27 protein-coding genes and 1 pseudogene are annotated in these 24,779 nt (G+C 62.5%); 8 read left to right on the forward strand and 20 right to left on the reverse strand.

The features are described from left to right. Positions 1 to 2: 2 nt before the first annotated feature. Positions 3 to 350 carry a phosphoribosyl-AMP cyclohydrolase gene (hisI, locus tag M0639_RS16060; RefSeq protein ID WP_003942390.1) on the reverse strand — a complete coding sequence of 116 codons (348 nt, stop codon included), beginning with the start codon at positions 348 to 350 and terminating at the stop codon, positions 3 to 5. Positions 351 to 450: 100 nt separating this feature from the next. On the opposite strand from hisI, the gene M0639_RS16065 reads away from it, so the two are divergent. Then, the gene (locus tag M0639_RS16065) at positions 451 to 972 is read left to right on the forward strand and encodes a universal stress protein (protein WP_054802236.1); all 522 of its coding nucleotides are present in this window, start codon (positions 451 to 453) and stop codon (positions 970 to 972) included. A gap of 21 nt (positions 973 to 993) precedes the next feature. On the opposite strand, the gene M0639_RS16070 is transcribed toward M0639_RS16065, so the two are convergent. Then, the gene (locus M0639_RS16070) at positions 994 to 2,475 is read right to left on the reverse strand and encodes a flavin-containing monooxygenase (RefSeq protein ID WP_047272210.1); all 1,482 of its coding nucleotides are present in this window, start codon (positions 2,473 to 2,475) and stop codon (positions 994 to 996) included. Between the two features lie 104 nt (positions 2,476 to 2,579). Here M0639_RS16070 and M0639_RS16075 point away from each other — a divergent pair, with 104 nt between their 5' ends. Further along, on the forward strand, positions 2,580 to 3,197 hold the full coding sequence (locus M0639_RS16075; RefSeq protein ID WP_007732244.1) for a TetR/AcrR family transcriptional regulator: 618 nt from the start codon (positions 2,580 to 2,582) through the stop codon (positions 3,195 to 3,197). Here M0639_RS16075 and hisF read toward each other — a convergent pair. The 11 genes from hisF to M0639_RS16130 form a co-directional block, all read right to left on the reverse strand. Continuing rightward, positions 3,194 to 3,967 (reverse strand): imidazole glycerol phosphate synthase subunit HisF, encoded by a 774-nt coding sequence (gene hisF / locus M0639_RS16080; protein ID WP_003942380.1) that lies wholly within the window; start codon positions 3,965 to 3,967, stop codon positions 3,194 to 3,196. The genes M0639_RS16075 and hisF overlap by 4 nt on opposite strands. Beyond that, positions 3,964 to 4,797, reverse strand: coding sequence for an inositol monophosphatase family protein (locus M0639_RS16085; protein ID WP_003942414.1), 834 nt, complete (start codon positions 4,795 to 4,797; stop codon positions 3,964 to 3,966). Before M0639_RS16085 ends, hisF begins: the two co-directional genes overlap by 4 nt. A 9-nt stretch (positions 4,798 to 4,806) precedes the next feature. Continuing rightward, positions 4,807 to 5,541, reverse strand: a complete 735-nt coding sequence (gene priA, locus M0639_RS16090) for a bifunctional 1-(5-phosphoribosyl)-5-((5-phosphoribosylamino)methylideneamino)imidazole-4-carboxamide isomerase/phosphoribosylanthranilate isomerase PriA (protein WP_003942371.1) — start codon at positions 5,539 to 5,541, stop codon at positions 4,807 to 4,809. Positions 5,542 to 5,560: 19 nt separating this feature from the next. Beyond that, on the reverse strand, positions 5,561 to 5,812 hold the full coding sequence (locus M0639_RS16095; RefSeq protein WP_064075681.1) for a hypothetical protein: 252 nt from the start codon (positions 5,810 to 5,812) through the stop codon (positions 5,561 to 5,563). Continuing rightward, positions 5,809 to 6,444, reverse strand: coding sequence for an imidazole glycerol phosphate synthase subunit HisH (gene hisH / locus M0639_RS16100; protein WP_003942389.1), 636 nt, complete (start codon positions 6,442 to 6,444; stop codon positions 5,809 to 5,811). Before hisH ends, M0639_RS16095 begins: the two co-directional genes overlap by 4 nt. Before the next feature lie 9 nt (positions 6,445 to 6,453). After that, a complete protein-coding gene (locus M0639_RS16105) occupies positions 6,454 to 7,575 on the reverse strand; it encodes an MFS transporter (RefSeq protein ID WP_042923080.1) in 1,122 nt (373 codons plus the stop codon). Between the two features lie 68 nt (positions 7,576 to 7,643). Then, positions 7,644 to 7,793 (reverse strand): hypothetical protein, encoded by a 150-nt coding sequence (locus M0639_RS16110; RefSeq protein ID WP_007732248.1) that lies wholly within the window; start codon positions 7,791 to 7,793, stop codon positions 7,644 to 7,646. Further along, positions 7,790 to 8,404 (reverse strand): imidazoleglycerol-phosphate dehydratase HisB, encoded by a 615-nt coding sequence (hisB, locus tag M0639_RS16115; RefSeq protein ID WP_003942383.1) that lies wholly within the window; start codon positions 8,402 to 8,404, stop codon positions 7,790 to 7,792. Before hisB ends, M0639_RS16110 begins: the two co-directional genes overlap by 4 nt. Next, on the reverse strand, positions 8,401 to 9,543 hold the full coding sequence (locus M0639_RS16120; RefSeq protein ID WP_064075680.1) for a histidinol-phosphate transaminase: 1,143 nt from the start codon (positions 9,541 to 9,543) through the stop codon (positions 8,401 to 8,403). The genes hisB and M0639_RS16120 overlap by 4 nt, the downstream gene beginning before the upstream one ends. Next, positions 9,540 to 10,862: a histidinol dehydrogenase gene (gene hisD / locus M0639_RS16125; protein ID WP_007732254.1), complete on the reverse strand. Its 1,323-nt coding sequence runs from the start codon at positions 10,860 to 10,862 to the stop codon at positions 9,540 to 9,542. Before hisD ends, M0639_RS16120 begins: the two co-directional genes overlap by 4 nt. A 153-nt stretch (positions 10,863 to 11,015) precedes the next feature. Beyond that, positions 11,016 to 11,498 (reverse strand): hypothetical protein, encoded by a 483-nt coding sequence (locus M0639_RS16130; RefSeq protein WP_231915243.1) that lies wholly within the window; start codon positions 11,496 to 11,498, stop codon positions 11,016 to 11,018. Between the two features lie 132 nt (positions 11,499 to 11,630). On the opposite strand from M0639_RS16130, the gene M0639_RS16135 reads away from it, so the two are divergent. The 3 genes from M0639_RS16135 (at position 11,631) to M0639_RS16145 (ending at position 16,775) form a co-directional block, all read left to right on the forward strand. Continuing rightward, on the forward strand, positions 11,631 to 14,885 hold the full coding sequence (locus M0639_RS16135) for an arabinosyltransferase domain-containing protein (protein ID WP_064075679.1): 3,255 nt from the start codon (positions 11,631 to 11,633) through the stop codon (positions 14,883 to 14,885). A gap of 140 nt (positions 14,886 to 15,025) precedes the next feature. Beyond that, entirely contained in the window at positions 15,026 to 16,279 is a 1,254-nt protein-coding gene (locus M0639_RS16140; RefSeq protein WP_007732259.1) for a glycoside hydrolase family 1 protein, read from the forward strand. A 46-nt stretch (positions 16,280 to 16,325) separates the two neighbouring features. Further along, a complete protein-coding gene (locus M0639_RS16145; RefSeq protein WP_007732260.1) occupies positions 16,326 to 16,775 on the forward strand; it encodes a DUF8021 domain-containing protein in 450 nt (149 codons plus the stop codon). Here M0639_RS16145 and M0639_RS16150 read toward each other — a convergent pair. After that, positions 16,753 to 17,556, reverse strand: a complete 804-nt coding sequence (locus M0639_RS16150) for an AraC family transcriptional regulator (protein ID WP_064075678.1) — start codon at positions 17,554 to 17,556, stop codon at positions 16,753 to 16,755. The two genes, M0639_RS16145 and M0639_RS16150, sit on opposite strands and share 23 nt — an antisense overlap. Positions 17,557 to 17,648: 92 nt before the next feature. Between M0639_RS16150 and M0639_RS16155 the strand changes: the two genes are divergently transcribed. Continuing rightward, positions 17,649 to 18,452, forward strand: coding sequence for a sulfite exporter TauE/SafE family protein (locus tag M0639_RS16155; RefSeq protein ID WP_231915244.1), 804 nt, complete (start codon positions 17,649 to 17,651; stop codon positions 18,450 to 18,452). Here M0639_RS16155 and M0639_RS16160 read toward each other — a convergent pair. Next, a complete protein-coding gene (locus tag M0639_RS16160) occupies positions 18,449 to 19,054 on the reverse strand; it encodes a dihydrofolate reductase family protein (RefSeq protein ID WP_054802006.1) in 606 nt (201 codons plus the stop codon). The genes M0639_RS16155 and M0639_RS16160 overlap by 4 nt on opposite strands. After that, positions 19,048 to 19,704 (reverse strand): nitroreductase family protein, encoded by a 657-nt coding sequence (locus tag M0639_RS16165; protein ID WP_003942413.1) that lies wholly within the window; start codon positions 19,702 to 19,704, stop codon positions 19,048 to 19,050. The genes M0639_RS16160 and M0639_RS16165 overlap by 7 nt, the downstream gene beginning before the upstream one ends. Positions 19,705 to 19,814: 110 nt before the next feature. Here M0639_RS16165 and M0639_RS16170 point away from each other — a divergent pair. Both M0639_RS16170 and M0639_RS16175 read left to right on the forward strand, forming a co-directional pair. Continuing rightward, positions 19,815 to 20,204: pseudogene (locus M0639_RS16170) on the forward strand (LysE family transporter); the annotation flags it as partial. 217 nt (positions 20,205 to 20,421) lie between these two features. Further along, the gene (locus M0639_RS16175; RefSeq protein WP_064075676.1) at positions 20,422 to 20,937 is read left to right on the forward strand and encodes a hypothetical protein; all 516 of its coding nucleotides are present in this window, start codon (positions 20,422 to 20,424) and stop codon (positions 20,935 to 20,937) included. A gap of 467 nt (positions 20,938 to 21,404) precedes the next feature. On the opposite strand, the gene M0639_RS16180 is transcribed toward M0639_RS16175, so the two are convergent. From M0639_RS16180 to istA, 4 genes are all read right to left on the reverse strand, one after another. Then, entirely contained in the window at positions 21,405 to 21,788 is a 384-nt protein-coding gene (locus M0639_RS16180; RefSeq protein ID WP_064233893.1) for a hypothetical protein, read from the reverse strand. Beyond that, on the reverse strand, positions 21,789 to 22,106 hold the full coding sequence (locus M0639_RS16185) for a BppU family phage baseplate upper protein (protein WP_156525118.1): 318 nt from the start codon (positions 22,104 to 22,106) through the stop codon (positions 21,789 to 21,791). 292 nt (positions 22,107 to 22,398) lie between these two features. Beyond that, entirely contained in the window at positions 22,399 to 23,193 is a 795-nt protein-coding gene (gene istB / locus M0639_RS16190) for an IS21-like element helper ATPase IstB (protein WP_183591811.1), read from the reverse strand. Then, positions 23,190 to 24,734: an IS21 family transposase gene (istA, locus tag M0639_RS16195; protein WP_064075337.1), complete on the reverse strand. Its 1,545-nt coding sequence runs from the start codon at positions 24,732 to 24,734 to the stop codon at positions 23,190 to 23,192. The genes istB and istA overlap by 4 nt, the downstream gene beginning before the upstream one ends. Positions 24,735 to 24,779: the final 45 nt, after the last annotated feature.

Genomic DNA, 24,779 nt, shown 5'->3' on the forward strand with positions numbered 1-24,779 from the left:
CGTCACTGCTCAGCAGCGAGCAGGACGTCGGTGTCGAAACACGTGTGAGTGCCGGTGTGGCACGCGGCGCCCTCCTGATCGACGATCAGCAAGACGGAATCGCCGTCACAGTCGAGGCGCACCTCGTGCACGTACTGGGTGTGCCCGGAGGTCTCTCCCTTGACCCAGTACTGCTGCCGCGAGCGCGAATAGTACGTCCCCTTACGGGTTTCCAGTGTTCGCGCGAGCGCTTCGTCGTCCATCCAAGCGACCATCAGCACATCACCGGTCGACTTCTCCTGCGCAACCGCGCTGAACAGTCCGGCGTCGTTTCGCTTCAGCTTCGCCGCGATTGCGGGATCAAGGCTCATATGACGTTTATACCTTCCACCTGTGACTTCCGTGGAATTCCCCTGCACGGCCGCCCTAGAATGGAAGTTCCTTCGCTGTCACCGTGGAAGAAGATCCGACATGAACCATCAGCATCATGACGGTCCGCACCCGGAGTACACCTGCCATCTCGCGAACCCGAGTACCGATCGCGTCCGAACCCGCCACGTCGTTCTCGGCATCGGCCCAGGTGCTACCAGCAAGAATTTACTCAGCTACGCACTGACGCTTGCCGCCAAGGAGGATTCAGCCCTCCACGTCGTTCACTGCATCACGTCCGAGGACCTACCTGTCGAAACCGACTCACCAGAATTCGAAACGCGTCTGCACGACGAGATGGTGTCGCAACGCGAGCAGACAACCTCGGCACTTGCCTCGCACGCCGACACCTGGACGTACGACTGCACCTATGGAGACCCGGCCGGTGTCATTCTCGCAACCGCGGACAAATACGACGCATTTACCATCGTGATCGGATCTCCGCGAAAAGGCGCTGCCTCCGCGGTGAGCCGACTGATGCACATCTCGGTCACTTCCCGACTGAACCGGCAGAACCGTTATCCCGTGATATCGGTTCCGACCGGAGTCAGCTCGGCAAGATAGCCGAACGCGGGACAAGCCCGCCTAGATGATCGAATAGTCCTCGAGCGGAAAGCGTTTCGCTTCGACGAACGCATTCCGTGTAGACGTGGGCCGCAGAATCGCAGCCTCGCCGTGCTGATTGAAGTAATAGCTTCGTGCAGTCTGGCAACTACCGCCGTAGAAGACGGAGTCCGCCAGGTTCTCGGTCATCCGGTCGAGAAACTCGGCGTTGGCAGTTTCGGTGACCTCGAATGTTTCCGCGCCGCGCCGTTTCACCTCGCCGAACAGTCGATCCATGTGCTGCATCTGGGATTCGATCGTCGTGAAGTAGGACAACCCGCTGTACGAGTACGGACTGGCGAGCGTGAGGAAATTGGGGAAATACGGAACCGCGACCCCTTCGTAGGCCTGGAAACGGTTGTCGCGCCACCACTTACCGAGGTTTCGTCCCTCGCGGCCGATAACCTCGATGGCTGGAAAATTCACATCCCAGAGGTTGAATCCCGTTGCCAGCACCAAGGTGTCGATCTCGGTCTTGCGACCGTCGGCGGTGACGATTCCGTCGGCAGCGATGTGGTCGATCGGCGTCGTTTCGAGATGCACGTTGTCCTTGGTGAACGTACGGAAGTAGCTGTTGGAAAATGTGGGACGCTTGCACCCGAAGTCGTAGTCCGGTGTGAGTTGTTTGCGAAGGCTGGCGTCGCTGACCTGGGACCGCAGAAACGCACGTGATGCGGCCGCCGCACCCTTGTTCAACAGTTTGACCTGCTTGTAGTGCAGGACCGCGCTGACCATGATCATTTCTAGGATCGACGAACTGACAGCGCGCGCGATTCGCTGGGTGAGCGGAATACGCGAGAACAGCTTCTGCACTGCATTCGGAATGGGGACGTCGATCTTGGGAACCACCCAGATCGGGGTGCGTTGGTAGACGGTCAACTCTGCGGCCTGACGCGCCACCTCGGGGATCAACTGCACAGCGGTGGCGCCGGTTCCGATGATTGCGGTCTTGGTGCCGGACAGATCGTAGGAATCGTCCCAGGCCGTGGTGTGGATGATCTTGCCGGCGAAGTCGCCGATACCGGAGATGTCGGGCCGATGCGGTTGCGAGAGGAAACCCGTCGCAGTCAGGAGGTACTTGGCAGTGATGTCCGGCGCGCCTTCGACGGATACGACCCAGTGCGAGGAATCCTCGTCCCAGCGGGCTCCATTGACCACGGCACCGAACGTCATGTGCTTCCGCAGATCGTACTTGTCCGCGACGTGATCGGCGTACTTCTTCAGTTCCGCGCCCGGCGCGAAGAGCCTGGACCAGTTCGGATTGGGCTCGAACGAATACGAGTAGGTGACCGACGCGATGTCGACAGCCAGACCGGGATAGCGGTTGACGTGCCAGGTTCCACCCAGATCGTCCTCGCGCTCGAGGATCGCCAGGTTGTTCAGGCCAAGCCGCTTGAGTTGAATGGCCGCACCCATTCCGCCGAAGCCCGCCCCCACTACTACTGCGTCGTACTGCACTGCCATCGGAGAATCCCTCTCGTGAACTGCACATCAGAAAAACTGCACATCAGAAACTGACACGTCATTCCGTTATTGAGAACGGTATCATTCCTGATGTGACGAAGGCCATGACCAGAGCGGAACGAAAAAAGGCGGAATTGCGCCGCGAGATCATCGACGCATCATTCGAGTGCTTCGCCCAGCGCGGCTATCACGCAACCGGAATTGCCGACATCGCAACAACTCTCGGAATCGGCCACGGGACCTTCTACCGGTACTTCGAGAACAAGCGCGACATCATCGATCACGTCATCGACGACCTCGTCGCAAAGATCATCAGCGCACTGGCCACCGAGAATGCTCCCGACGCCGCCAGCACACTGGACGAGTACCGCGCCCAAGTGGGACGGATCGCCGAGGCGCTCCCCCGCATCTTCTTCGACGACCCCCGCATCCCGCGGGTTCTGCTGTTCGAGACGACAGGCGTCGACGCCGATCTCACTGGCCGGATGCTCGATCTACTCGACCAGTCGGCATCCTTGACCGCGGCGTACCTGCATCACGGAGTCGAATGCGGCTATCTACGCGCCGACCTCGACGTCGACAACACTGCGCAGGCCGTCAACGGCATGATGCTGGCAAGTGCGATTCAAGGATTGCGAGCCGGTTCGTCCGTCGACTGCACGGCGTTGAACCAAGCCATCAGCCGCCTCATGTTCGACGGAATCCGCGCCGAGAACGCCTAGCGAACGACGATTCCCTCGGCACGCATCGCATCCTTGACCTCCGGGATGCTCAGATCGCCGAAGTGGAAGACACTTGCTGCGAGAACTGCGTCTGCGCCCGCTTCGACTGCAGGGGCAAAGTGCTCGACCAGGCCGGCACCGCCACTGGCGATCACCGGTACGTGGACTGCCGCCCGGACAGCGCGGATCATCAGAAGGTCGAAGCCCGCTTTGGTGCCGTCGGCATCCATCGAGTTGAGCAGGATCTCCCCCACTCCCAACTCTGCACCACGCTCGGCCCACTCGACAGCGTCGATCCCGGTGCCGCGCTTGCCCCCGTGCGTCGTGACCTCCCACCCCGACGGTGTGTCCGGCTGCCCCTGGGGAACGGTGCGGGCATCGACCGAGAGGACGATGCACTGCGAGCCGAAACGCTCACTCAGTTCCTTCAGCAGTTCCGGGCGCGCAATCGCCGCGGTGTTGACGCTGACCTTGTCGGCACCGGCACGCAGCAGACGATCGACATCCGCGACCGTGCGCACTCCACCGCCGACGGTCAGAGGAATGAAAACCTGCTCGGCAGTGCGACTTACGACGTCGAGCATCGTGCCGCGATCCGACGTGGAGGCGGTCACATCCAGGAAGGTCAGTTCGTCGGCGCCCTGAGCGTCGTACGCTGCCGCGAGTTCCACCGGATCTCCGGCGTCGCGAAGATTCTCGAAATTGACACCCTTGACCACTCGCCCGGCGTCGACGTCGAGGCACGGAATCACACGAACTGCGAGGGTCATGACTGTGGTCCTCCTGAGGACGAAGCGCGCGGATCACCGAGCGCGTTGAGGATATCGAGAATCTCACCGTGGATGCCCGGAGCGGCGGCGAGCACCGACTCCGATTCTACGGTCCACGGGCGGCCGGCCAGGTCGGTGACCACCCCGCCCGCACCGCGAACGAGCGCGACCCCGGCCGCGTTGTCCCACGCGTTGCGGCCGTAGACGATCGCGCCGCCCAGGATGCCGGCCGCGGTGAAGGCCAGATCGACTCCGGTGGAACCGTGTATCCGGATCCGCGAGGACACCTTGCTGATCTCGGCGAGGAGGTCGAGACGGAAACTGCCGGGGATCCGCCCTCGACTGTTGACGTTGAGCGCACCCAAGCCGACGATCGACGACGCCAGATCGGTTGGCTCCAGCGGCGGTACGGCGATTCCATTGACCAACAACGGACCGCCGGCGCGAGTCGCGTACGTGTGACCGATCAATGGAAGCCAGGTCAATCCGAGCACCGGAACACCGTCGTCGAGAAGCGCCAACAACGTTCCGGCAGTGGGCAATCCGGCCGAGTAGTTGAAAGTACCGTCAACGGGGTCGAGAACCCAGACGAGCCCGGAACCGACGTCGGGACCGCCGAATTCCTCGCCGTGCACCTCGATGCCGGTCTGCTCGAACAACTCCGCGGTCAACCGCTTCTCGAGCGCAAGATCGACCTCGGTGGCAAAATCACCCCAGCCCTTGCGGACCGCACTCGGGGCGCCGACACCGGAGACGAACTGATCGTGGACGCCGTCGAGAAGCCGACCCGCAATCGCGAGAAGTTCGTCGAGGTCACGCGTCGGAGTCATCTGGAAAATCTATCCGGAAACTGCTGCCAGTGCTTCGGGGAGAGTGAAGCGACCGGCATACAATGCCTTGCCCACGATCGCGCCCTCGACACCCTGATCAACCAGGCTGGAAATGGCGAGTAGATCCTCGATGGTCGACACACCACCGGAGGCGACGACGTGCGCGTCGGTGACCGCGCACACCTGGCTGAGAAGTTCGAGATTGGGACCGGTGAGTGTGCCGTCCTTGGAGACGTCGGTGACGACGTAACGAGTGCAGCCGTCACGGTCCAGACGCGCGAGGGTCTCCCACAGATCGCCGCCGTCGGTGACCCAGCCGCGACCACGTGTGCGGTACTGACCGTCGACGAGACGAACATCGAGGCCGACAGCGATCTTGTCGCCGTACTTGGCCAATGCACGCGCACACCACTCGGGATCCTCGATAGCGGCAGTACCGAGATTCACGCGAGCACAGCCGGTGGCCAGTGCGGCTTCCAGGGAAGCGTCGTCGCGGATTCCACCGGACAGTTCCACCTTGACCGTCAGGTCGCCGATGACGCCGGCCAACAGTTCACTGTTGGACCCACGCCCGAAAGCAGCGTCGAGGTCGACAAGATGCACCCATTCGGCACCGTCGTTCTGCCACGCAAGAGCAGCGTCGCGGGGCGACCCGTAACCGGTCTCACTTCCCGCCTCTCCTTGCACGAGGCGAACAGCTTCACCGTTGACGACATCTACAGCAGGCAAAAGGACCAGGCTCACGTGCGGTAACCCTAGTAGGTCAGGACCTCGAACCGTCTTCCGGGTCACCGAACGCTTTTCGGGTCATCCGCTTGGATACGACGCCCATTGCCACAATCGCAGCGGCGACCCCCACGAGACCGATCACGAGGCCGACGCCCGGCGATGGTTTGAGAACAACGATGACGACAGTTGCGACCGCCAGCGCAACCACAGCGGCGCCGAGCGAGAACAACGCCAGACGGGCGAGGGAGAAATCGTCACCGCCGTTCGGTCCGGATCCCCCGGTCACAAACTCTGCACCCAGTTGCTCAGCAACTCGGCGCCTGCGTCACCGGATTTCTCGGGGTGGAACTGCGTTGCCGACAACGCACCGTTCTCGACGGCAGCGAGGAACTTTCCGCCGTGATCGGCCCATGTCAGCTTCGGGGGTGCAATGTGCTCGGACGGCGCGAGCTCCCAACTCTGCACACCGTAGGAGTGGACGAAGTAGAAGCGGGTATCGGCGTCTATGCCCTTGAACAGGGTGCTGGACTCCGGCGCCTCCACGGTGTTCCAGCCCATGTGCGGCAAAACCTCTGCTTGCAGCCTCTCGACGGTGCCGGGCCATTCGCCACAGCCCTCCGCCTCGACACCGAATTCTACTCCCCGGTCGAACAGAATCTGCATACCGACGCAGATGCCCAGCACCGGTCGGCCACCAGCCAGGCGTCTGCCGATGATTCGGTCACCCTGCACTGCACGCAGACCTTCCATGCAGGCCGCGAACGCGCCGACGCCGGGCACCACGAGACCGTCGGCCGCCAGTGCAACCTTCATGTCGTTGGTCACCTCCACCTGCGCCCCGGTGCGCGCCAGTGCGCGAGTGGCCGAATGCAGGTTGCCGGAGCCGTAATCGAGTACAGCAATCGTGGAAGCGCTCATGCCCCAACTCTATCGGGCAACCCTGCTGCCGATCACTTTGCCGCCCGCGGCCAGTGCCGGGAGGAGCGCGACAACTACCGCGGAGACCGCGAACACCCATGCGTAGCCGGCAGTCGTGGCCACGAATCCCAACGCCAGTGCACCGATTCCGGTGCCGGCGTCGTAGCCGATGTTCCAGATCGCGCTGGCGGATCCGAGTTGCCTCGGGCCGGCAGCCTGAAACGCCATGACCAAGGATTCGTTCTGCACCGCCCCGAACCCCAGCCCGAAAAGGACCGCCGCGCAGAACAAGACCGGCGTCGACCCGCCGTCGACGTTGATCGCGAACAGCACCAAGCCGATGGTCGACGACGCCAACGCCGGCGCGAGTGTCCGACCACTGCCGAGACGATCGGCGATCAGTCCCGCCGAGTACCGGCCGACCAACATCGACCCACTGGCGGTCGCCAACACCACTCCAGCAACGGCCGCACGCTCCGAGATTGCGATCGGCAGTAGAGACGACAATCCGCCGAACGAGGCGGACACACACGCCAGAGCGAGCACCGGAACCAAGACGGCGAACACACTCAGTCGAACGGATTCCCCGGTCGGCTGGGCGAAGATCTTCGGCAACCCGGCAATGGCCACCAGCGCGAGCGCCGGGATCAGCGCACCGAGGACGAACACCGGTGTCGCCGACCACCGTTCCATGATTGCAAGCCCCAGCGGAAGCCCCGCCATTTGTGACGCTGCGATCGCGATTCCCTGGGCACCGGTGGCACGGCCCAGAATTCGTTTGGGCGCCAACTCCGCCACCAGTGCACTGCCGGCCACCGTCAGCATGCCGAAACCGATACCACGCACCGCGGAAACCGCCAGGACAGGACCGGCGTCGGCCGAGATCAACAGCACCAACGACGGTGGACCGAGGAGCAGACACCCGACCGCCAGCACGCGCCGGTAGCCCTGCGTCCGCAACAACCGAGGCACGAGCAGTTGCGTCAAGACCGTGGCCGCCATGAAGACACCGGTCACCGATCCGGCAAGCGCATCCGATCCGCCGGACTGCGCAACCAGCAACGGCACCACCGGCAACAGCAACGACCAGCCACCGAAAGCTGCTGCCGCCATGATCAGGACACCGATCATGCCCGGAGTGCGAAGCAATCCCGGCGATGGAGCAGGATCTTGCGTCTCAGACACAGTCACTTTTCGCGTCACAGACGCAGTGCGCCCGCTACCGCCGCCAGAACCGCCAATGCCAGAAGGATTCCCGACGCAAGCTTGTTGACCTTGAACATCGAGTAGGCGCCGCCCACGGCAATACCCGCGCCGATGAACAGCAGATAGGTGAAGAGGACGCTCACAGTGTGCCCTTCGTCGACGGCACGCCACTCACGCGCGGATCCGGCTCGACCGCCTCACGCAGAGCGCGCGCAACGGCCTTGTACTCGGCTTCGGTGATGTGATGCTGATCGCGGCCGTACAGAACCCGAACGTGCAGTGCGATACGTGCATTCAATGCGATCGACTCGAACACGTGGCGGTTGATCACCGCGTGATACGGAACGCCCGGGTACCCGCCGATGACGGAATGCACCATGTAGTCGGGCTCACCGGTGTGCACGCAGTACGGGCGACCGGAGACGTCGACCGACGCGTGCGCCAGCGTTTCGTCCATCGGGATGAAAGCGTCGCCGAAACGACGGATGCCCTTCTTGTCGCCGAGAGCCTGGCCGAGCGCCTGGCCGAAAACGATCGCGGTGTCCTCGACGGTGTGGTGAGCGTCGATCTCGACGTCACCCTTCGCCTTGACGTCGAGATCGAAGCTGGCGTGCGTACCCAGGGCGTTGAGCATGTGGTCGAAGAACGGAACGCCGGTGGAGACGTCGACGATGCCGGTCCCGTCCAGATTCAGTTCGACGACGATGCTTGATTCCCGAGTTGTTCGTTCGATCCGCGCGATGCGATCGCTCATGCCGTCTCTCCTGAATTCGTGTCGACCAGCTGGGTGCCTGCGATTTCGTCACTGGCCTTGATGAACGCGTCGTTCTCGGCTTCGAGTCCCACGGTGGCCCGCAGATATCCGGGGATGCCGATGTCGCGGATGAGAACCCCGCGGTCGAGGTATTCCTTCCACGCCTGTGCACTGTCGGTGAACTGACCGAACAAGATGAAGTTCGCGTCACTGGGAATCACTCGGAAACCGTTGTCCGCCAGCGCCTTCGACACTCGATCGCGCTCGGCGGACAAGGCATGCACACTGCCGAGGGTCTCGTCGGCGTGACGCAGGGCGGCACGTGCCGCCGCTTGCGTGACCACCGAGAGGTGATACGGCAAGCGCACCAACAACAGTGCGTCGATGAACGCGGGAGCGGCGGCGAGGTAGCCGAGTCGGCCACCGGCAAACGCGAAAGCCTTGCTCATGGTGCGGGTCACAACCAGCTTGGCCGGGAACTCCTCGATCAGCGTCATCGCGCTGGGGGCAGCGGAGAACTCCGCGTACGCCTCGTCCACGATCACGATGCCCGGCGCCACGTCGAGGATGCGTCGCAGTTCCGCAATGCCGACGCTGTGTCCGGTCGGGTTGTTGGGGCTGGTCACGAACACGACGTCGGGTCGACGTTCCGCGATCACGGTGACGGCAGCATCCACGTCGAGTGCGAAGTCGTCCCGACGGAAGACCTCGACCCACTCGGTATCGGTACCGTCGGCGATGATCGGGTGCATCGAGTACGAAGGCACAAAACCCATCGCGCTACGTCCTGGACCTGCGAACGCCTGAAGAAGTTGCTGCAGAATCTCGTTCGATCCGTTTGCCGCCCACAGATTGTCGACGGTGACCGGTACACCTGTCTGCTTCGCCAGGTACGCCGCCAGATCCGTCCGCAATGCGACAGCGTCACGGTCGGGGTAGCGGTGCAGCTCCTTCGCGGCTTCGCGCACGGATTCGGCCACATCGGCGATGAGCGCCTGGGTCGGTGGATGCGGGTTCTCGTTCGTGTTGAGCTGAACCGGAACCGTCAACTGCGGTGCGCCGTACGCCGACTTTCCACGCAGGTTCTCGCGAATCGGAAGGGCGTCGACCGAAATCGACTCTCCAGGAGCACTACTCATCGCAGAGCCTCGAATCGCAGACGCACAGCCTCGCCGTGAGCCGGCAGATCCTCCGCATTGGCCAGCGTGATGACGTGTCCGGCAACGTCTTTCAGTGCAGACTCGGAGTAGTCGATCACGTGGATTCCACGAAGGAACGTCTGCACACTCAGACCGGAGGAGTGGCGTGCACACCCGGCCGTCGGCAGAACGTGGTTGGAGCCGGCGCAGTAGTCGCCGAGACTGACCGGCGCCCACGGGCCGACGAACACGGCACCAGCGCTGGTGACCTGAGCTGCCACCCCGGTTGCATCCTCGGTCTGGATCTCGAGGTGCTCTGCCGCATACGCATTGACGACGCGCAGACCAGCGGAAACATCAGAAACGAGCACCGTGCCCGACTGGCTACCGGTCAGTGCCGTGGTGACGCGCTCGCGATGCTTGGTGATCTCGAGCTGCGCAGCCAGAGCCTTGTCGACCGCGTCGGCCAAGTCGACGCTGGTCGTGACAAGAACGCTGGCGGCCATCACGTCGTGCTCGGCCTGGCTGATGAGATCGGCGGCAACGTGGACCGGGTCAGCGGTGTGGTCGGCGAGGATCGCGATCTCGGTGGGACCGGCTTCCGCGTCGATGCCGACCAGTCCGCGGCACAGACGCTTGGCGGCAGTGACGTAGATGTTGCCGGGACCGGTGATGAGGTCGACCGGGACAAGCTCGGTTCCATCGGTGTCGGTTCCGCCGTAGGTAAGGAGGGCGACGCCCTGCCCGCCGCCGACGGCCCACACCTCGTCGACGCCGAGCATGGCTGCTGCGGCAAGGATGGTCGGGTGCGGCAATCCGCCGAAGTCGGCTTGGGGCGGCGAGGCGACAACAAGTGATCCGACGCCGGCCGTCTGAGCCGGCACGACGTTCATGACAACGCTGGACGGGTACACGGCATTGCCGCCGGGCACGTACAGCCCGACGCGCTCGACCGGAACCCAACGCTCGGTGACCGTGCCACCCGGAACGACCTCGGTGACGGTGTCCTTGCGACGCTGATCGGCGTGCACCTTGCGGGTGCGCTCGATCGCAACCTCGAGGGCTTCCTTGACTGCGGGGTCGAGTTCACGAAGTGCGCGCTCGAGCTCGGCCGCGGGTACACGAACCGAAGCCGGACGAACGCCGTCGAACTTCTCGCCGAATTCGAGAGCGGCTTCTGCCCCGCGATCACGGACGGCTTCGACCATCGGGCGAACCTGATGCAGTACCGCGTCCACATCCACTCCACCTCGGGGAAGCGCGGCGCGAAGTTCGGCCGTGGATGGGGTACGACCACGCAGGTCGGTGCGGGCAAGCATGAGAGTTCCTCTCGTACGCAAACGGGGTGCCTGTGCAAGCGGCAGCAAACCGGTCCGGCATCACAGGCCCTGAACAGCGCGCCTGAAACACAGAACTGATGTCAATTATCCAGGATAGGCGCACCCCGTTTTTCACCGGTCCACCTGCAACGCTCACTGCAGGTCCGGCGCCCGCCGCCGGGCGAGTTCGATCAGCTCGTCCCTTCGAGGTGTTGCCACCGAGATTTCACGGCCGTCATGCAGACGAAAGCGGACCCCGTCGCCGGGAGATGCGAGAATTACCCGCATACCTGGGCCGGTCATTCGATAACCGATTCCGGAGCCCATCCCGATATGTACTGCAGTGGCAGACACAACTTCGTCCCACCGAAATACCTGACGCAGCCCCGGAGACAGCGTGATCGACACTCGTTCGACGTCTGTGGTGATGATCACGCGCACCTTCCACATGTACGCGGCCAACCCGAAGGACAGGACCGCGGACAACACGGCGCCGACGTAGCCCGCCGAGTCGCGATCCACGATTGCCGCGAACCCGCAGACAATTACCAGGACAATTCCGAGGACGACGCACAATGCGACCGCCGACCGCCGCAGTAGTGGGCTCAGGGGAATGGACTCGTGAAATTCGCGCACAGCACCCCCGCCTCGATCGCCGACAACCCCACCCCGAGGAATGACACCGGGAACACGACCATCCCATTACTCGCGCTTTTATAACAAACACGTCACGCACAGCTAGGGTCCAAAGTCGTGACAGACAGTGACGTGGCCACGACCGCACCTCCGGCCTTGCCGACCCCTCAGCGATCCAGCGGACCGAACCGAGCACGGATCGTTGCGATTGTCGCATCGATCCTCGGCATAGTTTTGTGCGGATCAGTGCCGTTCCTGCCGATCGAGCAAGACACCGCCGCCGTCAACTGGCCGCAGGCCGGGTCGACGACAAGCGTCGAGGCGCCATTGGTCTCGTACACACCGTTGCGCATGGAGGCATCGATTCCGTGCGCGTCGATCAGTGAGTTGGCTGCCACCGGCGGAACGCTCGTCTCGACTGCTCCCCCGGGTGCCGCCGATGCGCGCCGCTACGGATTTGTTGCCACTGTCTCCCCCGAATCCTCCGACGCTCCCGCTCGGGTCGACGTTGTCCTACGCGATCGAGTGTTGCTCTCGACACCCGTCGCTGATCTGCCGAGTGGATGCGCACTCACGCTCGCCGCCGAACCGACCCGAACCACCTTCAGTGCCACCGGTTCCGAACCGCGCGTCATCGAGGGCGACAGCCGGCCACAGGTAGTCGGCGTCTTCAGCGACCTCGATTCGGCGGCAGCCGGTTTGAACGTCTCGATCGAGGCGGACTCTCGCTTCACGTCGAGCCCGTCGGTGATCAAGACTCTCGCCATGATTCTCGGGGCACTCACGGCTGTCGTGTCCCTCTTCGCGCTGCACCGCCTCGACAACCGCGACGGCCGGGGCACACGCAAATTTCTGCCCGCCCGATGGTGGAAGTTCACCGTCCTCGACGGGGTCGTCGTCGGAACTCTGGTGCTGTGGCACTTCATCGGCGCTACCACCACCGACGACGGCTACCAGTTCACGATGGCAAGAGCCTCCGAGCAATCGGGCTACATGTCCAACTACTTCCGGTGGTTCGCGGTCCCCGAAACCCCGTTCGGAACGCCGTATTACAACATCCTCGGACTCCTGGCCCACGTCAGCACCGCAAGCCCCTGGGTCCGTCTGCCTGCTCTGTTGGCAGGCATCATCACCTGGCTCGTCATCAGCCGGGAGGTTGCGCCTCGGCTGGGCGCCGCCATTCGCGGAAATCGACTCGCCCTCTGGACCGGCGCGCTTGTCTTCCTCGCTTTCTGGCTTCCGTTCAACAACGGACTGCGCCCCGAACCGATCGTTGCCCTCGGCGTGCTGCTGACCTGGTGCTCGATCGAACGCGCCGTCGCGACGAGACGACTTCTGCCGGTCGCAGTCGCGATCCTGATCGCCGGATTCACCTTGACTGCCGGCCCTTCCGGCCTCATCTGCTTTGCCGCACTCATCGCCGGAATACGCCCGATCATGCGCATCATCATCGAACGTGCGCGCACCACCGGTTACGTCGCGGCTGTCGGGCCACTGCTAACTGCCGGACTCTCGATTCTCATCCCCGCGTTCGGCGATCAAAGTCTGGCCGCCGTCATCGAGATGCAACGCGTCCACTCGATCTCACCGAATCAGCCCTGGTTCGACGAGTACCTCCGCTATCAGTACCTCTTCAACATCTCCGTCGACGGTTCCCTGACTCGCAGATTCGGTGTGTTCGTCATGGTTCTGTGCCTTGGCGTCTGCACCGCGATGATGCTGCGCAAGGGGGGCCGGATTCCCGGTTTGGCCGCCGGCCCGTCACGCCGCGTCGTGGGGCTGACGATCGGCGCACTGCCACTGCTGATGTTCTCGCCGACCAAGTGGACGCACCACTTCGGAATCTTTGCCGGACTCACCGCCGTTCTGGCGATGATGACGGCCGTCGCCGTAGGAACAAAACTCCTGCGCTCGCCGCGCAATCGGGCCCTCTTCGCGGCGGCCGTCCTGTTCCTCCTCGCGGTGGCATTCACCGGCAGCAACAGCTACTACTACGTGTCCAGCTACAGCGTTCCGTGGTGGGACAAGCCTGTGTCCATCAGCGGACTCGGCGCGAGCACCGTCCTCCTCGGGCTGACGGTGCTGATGCTCGGCGTCGCCGCGTGGTACTTCTTCCGTGAGCCGTACACCGCGGGGAAGGAACCGTCCGCGAAGCACGCTCGACTGCTTGCCATCTCGCCACTGACGGTTGCCGCAGGTGCCATGGTCCTCTTCGAGGTGCTGTCCATGGCCAAGGGCGCGGTCACCCAGTACCCGGCCTATTCGGTGGGCCGTGCAAACGTCGACGCCGTTCTCGGCCAACATTGCGGTCTCGCCAACGACGTTCTGCTCGAGACCGATCCGAACGCCTCGATGCTGACGCCCCTCTCGGGCAGCGTCGCCACAGGACTGTCCGCCGGTGGGGCTACGGGATTCGATCCGAATGGCGTCGCTTCCGACCTTCGAGCAGACAAGGAAGCCACGGCTACCGGCGGCGCGAACACCGTCGACACCTCCGAGGACACCGCCGGCAACTCGGCCGGAACCGGCGGTGGCGCCGGACAGACCGGAGTCAACGGCAGTTCGGTCGCGTTGCCGTTCGGTCTCGACCCGGCGACAACACCCGTCATGGGTAGTTACGGTCAGCCCTCCCCCGGCACTCTGACCAGTGACTGGTACCAACTCCCCGACGTGGGCGAGAACGCCACGCGTGGCGACATCATCTCGATTGCCGCGGCTGGTCGTGTTCGGTCCGTCGACAAGGACGGAATCGTCACCTACGGCCAGAACGTCGAGGTCGAGTACGGCACAGCGCGTGGCGTCGACGATGCCGAAACAGACGCTGTCGAAACACTCGGAAAGATCGCGCCCCTCGACATCGGCCCGGCGCCGTCATGGCGGAACCTGCGTGTGCCGTTGGATCAGATTCCCGTCGAAGCCAACAGCATTCGACTGGTCGTCAGCGACTACGACAGCAAGCCCGACCAATGGGTGGCCGTCACCCCGCCGCGGGTTCCGAAGACCCAGAAGCTCAACGACGTCGTCGGTTCACAGGCGCCCGTCATGCTGGATTGGGCTGTCGGACTGGCATTCCCATGCCAACGCCCCTTCGATCATCGGGTCGGTATCGCCGAGGTCCCCGAGTATCGGATCCTTCCCGACCATTCCGGTGCGCTCGTGACCAGTGCCTGGCAGGACCACTACGGTGGTGGACCGTTGGGGTGGATCGATCTGCTCCTGACCGCGCAGACCATTCCGTCGTATCTCGACAACGACTGGGCTCGCGACTGGGGTTCGATCGAGAAGTACACACCGATCGATCCGAGTGCAGTACCTGCCCAGGTCGACGAAACGACCGTTCAGCGCTCCGGGACGTGGAACCCGGGATCGATGACCATGGATTTCTGAGCGGAATTTCTGAGCGGCTGGGTCACTGAGTGACACGGTCCAGCCGCGGGCGGATCGGACGAAACGCCTGCGACTGGACACTTGTATGACTTAGTCTCCCAGGCATGGGAGCCCTGTCACGGTCTATCGCGCCTGCGCTGATGGCACTGACGTGCCTGTTCGGGGTGCTGGCCCTTCCCGCGCACGCCTCGGCTGAGGTACCGGATGACTTCCTCTGGGGCGTTGCCACCTCCGGGTTCCAATCGGAAGGTTCGTCGCCGGACAGCAACTGGTCTCGATACTCCGATTCCGGACGAACCCACGACAAGATCGGTGACTCGGTCGACTTCCGTCATCGCTACGCCGAGGACATCGACCGGGCGGCCGATCTGGGATCGAAGGTTTTCCGATTCGGCGTCGAGTGGGCGCGAGTTCAGCCCGCCGCCGGGAGCTGGAACGAGACCGAATTCGCCTACTACGACGACGTGGTAGCTCACATCCGCGCGCGGGGCATGACTCCGATGATCACACTCGACCACTGGGTGTATCCGGGATGGGTTGTCGATCAAGGCGGCTGGACAAATCCGAAGACGGAAGCCGATTGGCTGGTCAACGCAGAGAAGGTAGTCGAGCGGTACTCCGGAATCGGGGCACTCTGGATCACGATCAACGAGCCGACTGTGTACGTTCAGCGCGAATTGACCTACGGCGGAATCGCACTCACCCAGGCGCCGTCGATGTTCGACTCATTGGTCCGAGTCCACCGGGCGATCTACGACCGCATCCATGTTCTCGATCCCGGTGCCCGCGTAAGCAGTAATTTCTCCTTCATTCCCGGCGTGTCCGAGGCGATCGATTCGGTATTCACGGATCGAGTTCGCGACAAGCTCGACTTTCTCGGCATCGACTACTACTACGGTGTGGCCCTGAACAATCCGACTGCCGCGTACGCCGCACTCGACGAGTTCTACAACGTCACGCCGCAGCCCGAAGGCCTGTACGACGCATTGATGCGGTACTCGGGCAAGTATCCGGAACTCCCCCTCTACATCGTCGAGAACGGCATGCCCACCGACAACGGAGCGCCGCGCGCCGACGGATACACACGCGCGAATCACTTACGCGATCACATCTATTGGATGGAACGCGCCCGAGAGGACGGTGCCGACGTGATCGGCTACAACTACTGGTCCATCACCGACAACTACGAATGGGGTTCGTACCGACCTCGATTCGGCCTCTACACGGTCGATGTTCTCGGCGATCCCACTGCGGCCCGAATCCCGACCGACGGCGTCGCCGCCTACCGCCGAATCATCCACGACAACGGCGTCGGAGCCGACTACGTGCCCGTCATGGCCCCGGCTTTCTGCTCGCTCGTCGATCCTCCCCGCAGCTGTACGGCTACTCGATGAGGGCCGTTTTCCGAATTTCCTCCACTCCTCGTCGTTAGGATGTCCCATGCGAACACTGCGAAATATCGCCGGAACTGCCGCTGCCACCGCTGTCCTGATCCTGGTTGCCGGAGGCGCTGCGACGGCAGCCCCGAACCCGGCCGATTCACCCCGCGAGGCGCAAGCACGCGCCTACATCGACGCCCTCGTCTCCCATGACGTCTCCGATGTTCATTTCGCCCCGGATGCGACCCGCGTCGAAGCCGGACTCAAGACGGGGTTCTCCGGACCACAGATGTCCGCCGACCTCGAAAACGGCATCCAATACCGCGTTATCCAGGGCGTCCGAGACCTCGAGATGTCGGAGGCCGGGGACATCGTCTCGACCACCTACCTGCTGGACGCGGGAATCGGCGGCACTCGCCTCATGACCGTGGAGATTCGTGAAACCTTCGAAGTCCGTGACGGTCTCATCCACGACGTCGTCGCCGACATCATCCCTGTGTCTGTGTCGTGACGCGCGCCCGATAGCTACTGGGCGGTGCACCCGAGACTCGGGTGCACATCGCCGCGAAGGCAGCCGGCGTCGAGTATCCGAGTTCAGACGCAACGGCCGTCACACTGGCCCCGGCAGAAAGTTTCGGAAGCGCGTGAAGAATGCAGGCACGCTGCATCCACGACGACGCGCTCATCCCCGTTTCCGAGATCAGCAAGCGGTGCAGTGTCCGTTCACTGACGTGGAGTCGGTCAGCCCACCGCGTGGGCGAGTCATGGATCGACGGGGCTGCGAGATACTGCGCGCACAACGCCCGCAATCCCGGGTGCCGAGGCAGCGGGAGTTCCACAGGTAGGGGCGCAAGATCGCGAAGTTCGTGCAGGATCAGCTGAAATACCGCGGCGCTGCGTCCGTGTGCGGGGAAGTCGTCCTCCACATTCAGCTCGACATCCACGTCGACTGCAGCGACAAGTAACTCACGCAGGAGCGACGATACTGCGACGACTCGGCACCTGACCGGGAACCACGGCGCTGCCGACGGTTCGATGTAGAGGCTTCGCGTGCTGACGCCGTCCATTGTCACGGCATGAGCGACACCGGCGGGAATCATGACCGCATTGGACGGCAGAACCGTCCACTCACCGTCTTCGGTTTCGACGTTCATCGCACCGTTCACAGCGAAGAGAAACTGGGCTCGTCGATGTTCGTGGGCGGCCAGCACATGACCGGGTGGGTAGTCGGTTCCGAGTGCGAGAACACCGCGGGGTGAGTGATCGACGTCGTTGATCGAGATGTTGCGCACCGGAGGAACCTACCGAGTCCGTGTCTGATTGACAATGGAACCTGGCGAACCTTCGAATGTGCGCCAGCGGAGAAATCGCTACCGTTCATCAAGTGCTTCACTACGCCCTCATCCTTCTCGCTTTCGGCGCCTTGACCGGAGTCACCACCGTTCTGTTCGGATTCGGTGGCGGGTTTGTCACTGTCCCAGTCGTTTACGCTGCATCGACGCTGAGGCCGGACGTCATCGATCCGATGCATGTCGCCGTAGCATCCTCGGCGGCCGTGATGGTGGTCAATTCACTCGGTGCCACAGTCGCATTCAGGAAGTCAGGACGGCTTCGGACGGAGTACATCAGACCTCTGATCGGCCCCGTCGCACTCGGAGCCGGGCTCGGAGCGGTTGCGGCGGGCCACGTAGACGACGGCGTCGTCCGGATTCTGTTTGTGCTCTACCTCCTGGTGACAATCCTGGACAGTCTTCTGCGACAAGGGTTTCTGACACCATCTGAACCTCGCGAACATCTTGACCGTCACGGCGTCCGCGCTGTCGGGATAGGCATCGGTGCCGTCGCAAGTTTCCTCGGAGTCGGCGGGAGCGTCATGACGGTTCCGATGATGCGACGCGGCGGAGTTCCGATGGCCGACGCCGCCGCGAGCGCCAACCCGTTGAGCTTGCCTGTCGCCGTCGTCGCGACTGCGGTGTATGCGGTCTCATCAGGGCACAGATCAGCCTCGGATCTGTCGGCGGGCAGAGTCGGCGCTGTCGACCTTCTGGCCGTCTGTGCACTACTCGCCGGTTCTCTACCGGCGATCGCGCTGAGCCGACGAATCGTCGGTGCCATACCGGACCGAGTCCATGCCGCCGCCTACATCGCTCTACTCGGCGTCGTCACGGCAGTGATGGTGATTGCTTAGCGAACGGCGTATCGCAGATAGACGACGCCGCCGTCGAAGGTTTTCTCCTCGAGCAGCTGCAGATCAAGCCGGCTTTCCGGGAGAGCTCGCAATCCGCCACCGATATTGACCGGACACAGGAACAGTCTGACTTCATCGACCAAACCCGCCGCGAAAGCACTAACCGCAACCGTCGGTCCACCGATCGAGATATCTTGTACCGCTTCACTCTCGAGCAAACGGATGGAGTCTTCATCGAAGCTCGGGACAATCCTGGTACGTGCGGTCGACACCTCGTTCAGCGTCGTGGAGTACACGATCTTGTCGATTCCACGCCAGATCTGAGCGAACTCGGCGGTCGCCGCCTCGATTCCGGCAAACTCGTCCGGAGCCGAAGGTCCTCCTGCCACCGAAGAACGCTCGAGATCCTCGGATGCCATTGTTTCCCAGGGAATCATCGTCTCGTACATCCGGCGCCCGAGCAGGTACGTGCCGACTCCCCTCTCTAGCTCGTTGACGAACGCATGGACCTGCGCGTCGGGAACCGCCCAGTCGAAGTTTCCTTGCTCATCAGCCACATACCCGTCGATCGAGCAGATCGCCGAGTAGATCAGGCTCACCATCGGTCCACGTGCAGCACGTTGTCGACCGGTTCACGGGCGGCGGGTTTGAACGTCTCGCCGGTGAAGTACGCCGTCGGGATGAGCGCAGCCTGATGGAATCCGGCCGGAATGCCCAGCAGCTCGGCAACTTCCGCTTCACGCTGCAAATGCAATGTCGTCCACGCCGTACCGAGCCCACGTGCCCGCGCGGCCAGCGCGTAACTCCACGCAGCCGGGAGTAGCGAACCCCACAGGCCGGCTTGGTTCCCCTCCGGCAGCGTCTTGCCCGCCTTGATACACGGAATGAGAAGGACCGGCACCTCACCCATGTGCTCACCGAGCCACGCGACGCTGGTGCCCACGCGTTGTTGAATCGGCGCGCGATCGGGATCATCGGCGAAGAGTTTTGCCGCCGAACCGTGAGAGGCAAGGTACTCGTCGGTGACTTCCTTGTAGATCTGCCCGACTGCTGCACGCAGTGCCGGATCGGTCACCACCATCCACTGCCAGCCCTGGCGATTCGAACCGGAGGGCGCTTGCAGGGCGATCTGGAGGCATTCCTTCACCAGGTCCAACGGCACGGGACGGGTCAGATCCAGACGCTTTCGAACGGTCCGCGTTGTGGTCAGCAATTCGTCGGGTGTCAGGTCGAGTACGGGATACGACGTCATCTCCCGATCATTGCACTGCCGCGAGCAGTGAGCAGGACTGTCCGTCTACACTTTTCTGATCCCGTGCGTGCTCGTTGTCGGGAGTATTTCCCGATCAAAGGACTTTCGACATGAGTTGGCACGTCTGGTTGGCGTTCTTCGGAGCAAGTTGGGTGATCAGCCTGTCGCCGGGGGCCGGCGCCATTGCGTCGATGTCGTCGGGACTTGCCTACGGCTTGCGACGCGGATACTGGAACATCTTCGGGCTGCAGTTGGGATTGTTGCTGCAGATCGGAATTGTCGCGGCGGGGGTCGGTGCAATTCTCGCCAGTTCGACCGTGGCCTTTTCCTTGATCAAGTGGTTCGGTGTCGCATACCTCGTCTACCTGGGGATCAGGCAGTGGCGATCGGCGCCCACCGAGGTGGAGACCGACGAGGCAGCCGCGAGCAGCTCCGGTCCGATGATGATGCTTCGCGGATTTCTCGTGAACGCGAGCAATCCGAAGGCCGTCGTTTTCATGCCTACTCACAAATAGGCGCGCACGATAACGCCTCTAATGTGACGTGCGATACACCAGACATGATCGCAAACCTGCAAGAAGGAGACGAACAATGATCGGATACCTGCCTGACCTCGGCTACGGTCTGGACACGACTTGGACCAGCGTCAGTCTGTGGAATGCGTTTGCCGCATGGTGGAATCAGTTCTAATGGGCCACCGCCTGGCATGATGCTTTGATGGAAATTGTCTCCCTCGTAATTTCAGTGCTGGCGGTGTTTGTCGCAGTCGGCAACTTCCTATACACGCAGGCCAGGATGGATCAACGCGAGAGCGTCAAGTGGCGTCGTGAGACTCTGACAAAGGCCACCAGCGAATTTATCGAGGCCTCCGAGACCCGCAATCAGCTCCTGATCCTGAATAGAAACGACTGGTTGAAGGACCATAACGATCAACAGATTGCACTGATTAGCAAAATGAAAATGTGCCGAAACCAGTTCTGGGTAATCGGCGCAGAAGAACTATACAAACAAGCTGGTGTCATCATGGAGATGCATGTCTTCGGCGCAAAGGGAGCAAGCCTGCACGGTTCGAACGCAGATCCCACCAGCGCTATTGTTGACATCAAGAACCTAAACATAGAAAACTCGAAGCTCATTATTCTGACCCGGCGATACTTGAACTCGAAGCAAATCAAGAAGTCAATCTCGAAGATGTCTCGCGATGATCGCCAGCCAGACAGGAAAAAATGCTAGAAGTCACGAAAATGCCGTCACCTACCCAGTGACGGCATTCTCTGAAAGGAAGTAACACAGTGAGTGTGTTGCTACCAGACAATTATATCATAACTACCCTATAACTAGCTCGCCGTATAGCTCATGACATACAGCGTTACCTAAGATATCTATCTGAGTGTTCACGTTCACGATATTGAACACCAGACCAGGAAAGTACTGACCGTCATACCGAGCGCTACGCATGTTACCCATACGGCTGTTCAATGGGATCAGCTCTGGAAGCTCTACCTTTACCGGCATAGTCTTCCAGTAGTTGGCACCGAACACTTCCAGCGCATTGTCTGGTTTCAGGCTTGTCACGTTGCATCGGTACGTACGCGGATTCTCGTAATCCCATCTTTCGATCGATTCCCCCGTTTCCCAATCCACTTCATAGACTTTCACGTACACATCTACGTAGCTGGGATACGACTTCGGTATCAGACTCACCAGCGCCACCAGCTTGGCATACGCTTCGCCTTGAACGTGAAGCCCTTCGTACCGAACGATCGGCTACGGTTCCAGCTCAGCTGCTTGACAGCATGAATCACCAGTGGACTGACCGCAAACAGCTGATCACCGAACTCGACCATGCTGCGATCCTGTTCGACACGCTTCACGTTGGCCTGTCCGAACACCTGCGTATTGCTGGACATATATGCGGCCTGCCAACAGACGGCATACTCCAACCATGCTCGATCAGTCAGGTTGGTGACCACACTCTCCGGTCTACCGCTCACGACTTCTACGATTGCCTGAGCCTGTCTGATCAGACTATCGTCAACATTCACATCAGTTAGCTCCTTCACTTTGATTACAGTGGCATACATTTACATCCATCCTTTCTCTACTTCAATTGTCATACGTTCGGCATAGTCGGCACGATCATCGGCATGCAGCAACAGTTGAAGCTGATACTTACCTACCTCGGTAAAGATCGTTTCTCCCTCGAACACGAACTTGATCTTGCCGTTTGCTGCATCAGTGATCGTGGCTACTCCCCCGGTTAGTCCTTCTCCTTCGGGATCGATGAACACGACTGATGCGCCGCTGTATGCGCTCAAGTTTCTTGGCTTGTCTTGCTCGTCACAGACAGTGAACTCGATAGGCTCTACTGGCTTCTGACGCAAATAGTAAATATGATTCATTTTTCTCCTGTTCTGTATTGCTTGCGCACTAGACGTGCATGTATTGACTTGCTACCTAGCTCAGCTCGTAAATTATTTACTGGCAAATACGCTGTCATTGATATTGGTGTATATACCTGTTGTATCGACAACGAAGCAGACAGCGCACTCAGGCTGAGCTGTGCAATGTCAAGGGACAGTAGGAACTGCCCAGGGGCGGTCGTGAGACCTGCCCGCTGACGGTCACGAGAACTGCCCGGTGGTGGCCATGGGATCTGCCCAGTGGGCTTGCGGCCACCACCGACCAGAGCACTCAGCTCAAGGGACTCACCCCTCGGCCGGCGAGTGCCTGGGTAAGTCGCACGGAGTCTCCGCTGGTCTGGCACACGTGGGCGTGGTGCAGTAGCCGGTCGACGGTGGCGGTCGCCAGCGTCTTGGGCATCAGCTCGTCGAACCCGGACGGGTGCAGGTTCGAGCTGATCGCGACCGACCGCTTCTCGTAGGCGGCGTCGACGAGCCGGTAGAGCCCCTCGGCGGCATCCTGGGCGACCGGCAACAGGCCGATGTCGTCGACGACAACGAGATCGGCGCGCAGCACACGGGCGATGGCCTTGGACACCGTGTCGTCGGCACGATGGCGGCGCAGCAGGACCCCGAGGTCTTCCAGGGTGAACCAGGCGACCTTCAACCCGGCCTCGACGGCTTGGTGACCGAGTGCCTCCAGTAGGAACGTCTTCCCGGTCCCCGACGGCCCGCACACGACGAGGTTTTCCCGACGGTGGACCCATTCCAGGGTGCGGAGTGCCTGCTGGGTCGGTGCCGGGATCGAGGATGCCTCGGGCTGCCACGCATCGAACGTCTTCCCGGTCGGGAACCCCGCAGCCGCCCTGCGGGTGGCCAGTGCGGAGCGTTCCCTTCCGGCGACCTCCTCGGCGAACAGAGCCTTGAGCACCTCGGCGGGCTCCCAGCGTTGGGCCTTCGCGGTCGCGACGACCTCCGGTGCGTGGCGACGGATGTGGGGCAGCCGAAGCCGCCGCAAGAGGTCCTCCAACTCGGCCGGCAACGGCGGCGCGGACGCCATCGATGGTGTGGTGGTCTTGGTCGTCATCGGGTCACCTCGTTCCCCTCGCGGCTGTCGTGCTGGCTGTCGTGCTGGCCGAGACGTGCCCATCCGGCGGTGCCCTGGGTCAGCGACCGTTCTTCGCCGGCACGGTGCTCGCCAACAGCGGGTTGCCGGGCGTGGTGGTCGAGGATCGAGGACAGATCGGCCTCGGCGAACCGGCCGTGGACGGCGGCGTGGCCGAGTGCCCAGTCGACCTCGACGGGGTCGAACAGCTTGGCCAGGCTGAGGGCTTCGGCCATCTTGACCCTCATCCGCGGCGTGCCCGCCGCAGCGGCCTCGACCAGCCACAGGCGGGCGCCCTCGCCCAGGTCGAGGAACTCGGCTTCCGCTGGGTTCTTCGCTCGCGGCTGCCGGTTCAACGGACCTTCCGGCTGCGGTGGGAAGTGCTCGTCGTTGATCCTCGGCGTGCCCGGCGTCGCGCGCGCGTGGCGGGCGACCTCGGCGGGTCCGTCCTCGCCGACGTGAACGATGACGACCTCCTCGCCGTCGCCGAGTCCTTGGGCACGAACCCACACCGTGGCGCCGAGCAGGGTGTGTGGCACCGAGTACTGGCCGGACTCGAACATCACCATCGGCGTGTTGCCCGGCACTACCCGGGTGGTGCCGAACGCGACTGTGTGCGGCTGTGTCGGGACCGGGTGTAGCCGTGTCCGCTCTTCGGCCAACATCTCGACCGGTGGCCGCTTCGTGGTCCGGTGAGCCCGGGTGTTGACCTTCTGACAGAACGCCTCACACGCCTCCTCGAGCTCGCTAAACGACGCGTACTCCTCACGCAGGTTGGTGTCCTTGGGCACCAGGTCGGCCTTGCTGATCTTCACCGACGACTCGGTGCCGCCCTTGGACGCCGGATCCGCCGGCACACAGGTGTGGACCACGACCGAGTAGTGCTCGGCGAAGGTGACGAGCTGTCCGTTGCGGACCGGGATCCCGGCGATGTGCTCGGTCGTGACGGTCTTCTCGTTGTCGGTCAGCACGTAGGTCGGCACCCCACCCAACCGGCGGAAGGTCTGGTCCAGCGCGGCGAACACGGACGGCATGGTCTTATCGCGCAGCGCGATCACGACCCGGAACCGCGACCACGCCAGCCACGCCACGAACAGAACCGTCTTGACGCCGTCGACGACAGGTCCGTCGCCGTAGTCGTACTGCAGCCACATCCCCGGCTCGGTGACCCAGGGCCGGTGGACCCGCACATGTCCTGACCGGTATGACTTCTTCACCGATGCGACCGCACGACGGGTGGTGCGCTCCGAACCCTTGTAGCCCATCGCGAGCAGCTTCTCGTGCGCTCTGTCGGCACGGACCTTGCCCTTGGACCGCTCGACCCACTCCTCGACCTTGGGCAGGTACTCATCGATCAACTGCGGCCGAGTCACGGCCTTGTCCAGCTCACCCCCGGCAGCACGGCGGTCCACGTAGTGCTTGACCGTGTGGTGCGAGCATCCGGCCAGCTCGCCGGCATCACGCAACGACCCTGTCAGGTCGTAGGCATCCAGGATTTCCATGATCTCCTCGGCAGACTTCAAGTTGTCCCTCCTCAGGGCGACGGGCGCTTCAGCACCGCCGATCGC

Source organism: Rhodococcus qingshengii JCM 15477, from assembly GCF_023221595.1.
Classification (GTDB): Bacteria; Actinomycetota; Actinomycetes; order Mycobacteriales; family Mycobacteriaceae; genus Rhodococcus_F; species Rhodococcus_F qingshengii.

Excerpts from the sequence above, each read along its gene's own strand:
- hisI (WP_003942390.1), bottom strand. The coding sequence starts at position 350 with ATGAGCCTTGATCCCGCAATCGCGGCGAAGCTGAAGCGAAACGACGCC.
- M0639_RS16065 (WP_054802236.1), top strand. The coding sequence starts at position 451 with ATGAACCATCAGCATCATGACGGTCCGCACCCGGAGTACACCTGCCAT.
- M0639_RS16070 (WP_047272210.1), bottom strand. The coding sequence starts at position 2,475 with ATGGCAGTGCAGTACGACGCAGTAGTAGTGGGGGCGGGCTTCGGCGGA.
- M0639_RS16075 (WP_007732244.1), top strand. The coding sequence starts at position 2,580 with ATGACCAGAGCGGAACGAAAAAAGGCGGAATTGCGCCGCGAGATCATC.
- hisF (WP_003942380.1), bottom strand. The coding sequence starts at position 3,967 with ATGACCCTCGCAGTTCGTGTGATTCCGTGCCTCGACGTCGACGCCGGG.
- M0639_RS16085 (WP_003942414.1), bottom strand. The coding sequence starts at position 4,797 with ATGACTCCGACGCGTGACCTCGACGAACTTCTCGCGATTGCGGGTCGG.
- hisH (WP_003942389.1), bottom strand. The coding sequence starts at position 6,444 with ATGAGCGCTTCCACGATTGCTGTACTCGATTACGGCTCCGGCAACCTG.
- M0639_RS16105 (WP_042923080.1), bottom strand. The coding sequence starts at position 7,575 with ATGATCGGTGTCCTGATCATGGCGGCAGCAGCTTTCGGTGGCTGGTCG.
- hisB (WP_003942383.1), bottom strand. The coding sequence starts at position 8,404 with ATGAGCGATCGCATCGCGCGGATCGAACGAACAACTCGGGAATCAAGC.
- M0639_RS16120 (WP_064075680.1), bottom strand. The coding sequence starts at position 9,543 with ATGAGTAGTGCTCCTGGAGAGTCGATTTCGGTCGACGCCCTTCCGATT.
- hisD (WP_007732254.1), bottom strand. The coding sequence starts at position 10,862 with ATGCTTGCCCGCACCGACCTGCGTGGTCGTACCCCATCCACGGCCGAA.
- M0639_RS16140 (WP_007732259.1), top strand. The coding sequence starts at position 15,026 with ATGGCACTGACGTGCCTGTTCGGGGTGCTGGCCCTTCCCGCGCACGCC.
- M0639_RS16145 (WP_007732260.1), top strand. The coding sequence starts at position 16,326 with ATGCGAACACTGCGAAATATCGCCGGAACTGCCGCTGCCACCGCTGTC.
- M0639_RS16160 (WP_054802006.1), bottom strand. The coding sequence starts at position 19,054 with ATGGTGAGCCTGATCTACTCGGCGATCTGCTCGATCGACGGGTATGTG.
- M0639_RS16165 (WP_003942413.1), bottom strand. The coding sequence starts at position 19,704 with ATGACGTCGTATCCCGTACTCGACCTGACACCCGACGAATTGCTGACC.
- M0639_RS16175 (WP_064075676.1), top strand. The coding sequence starts at position 20,422 with ATGGAAATTGTCTCCCTCGTAATTTCAGTGCTGGCGGTGTTTGTCGCA.
- M0639_RS16180 (WP_064233893.1), bottom strand. The coding sequence starts at position 21,788 with ATGTATGCCACTGTAATCAAAGTGAAGGAGCTAACTGATGTGAATGTT.
- M0639_RS16185 (WP_156525118.1), bottom strand. The coding sequence starts at position 22,106 with ATGAATCATATTTACTATTTGCGTCAGAAGCCAGTAGAGCCTATCGAG.
- istB (WP_183591811.1), bottom strand. The coding sequence starts at position 23,193 with ATGACGACCAAGACCACCACACCATCGATGGCGTCCGCGCCGCCGTTG.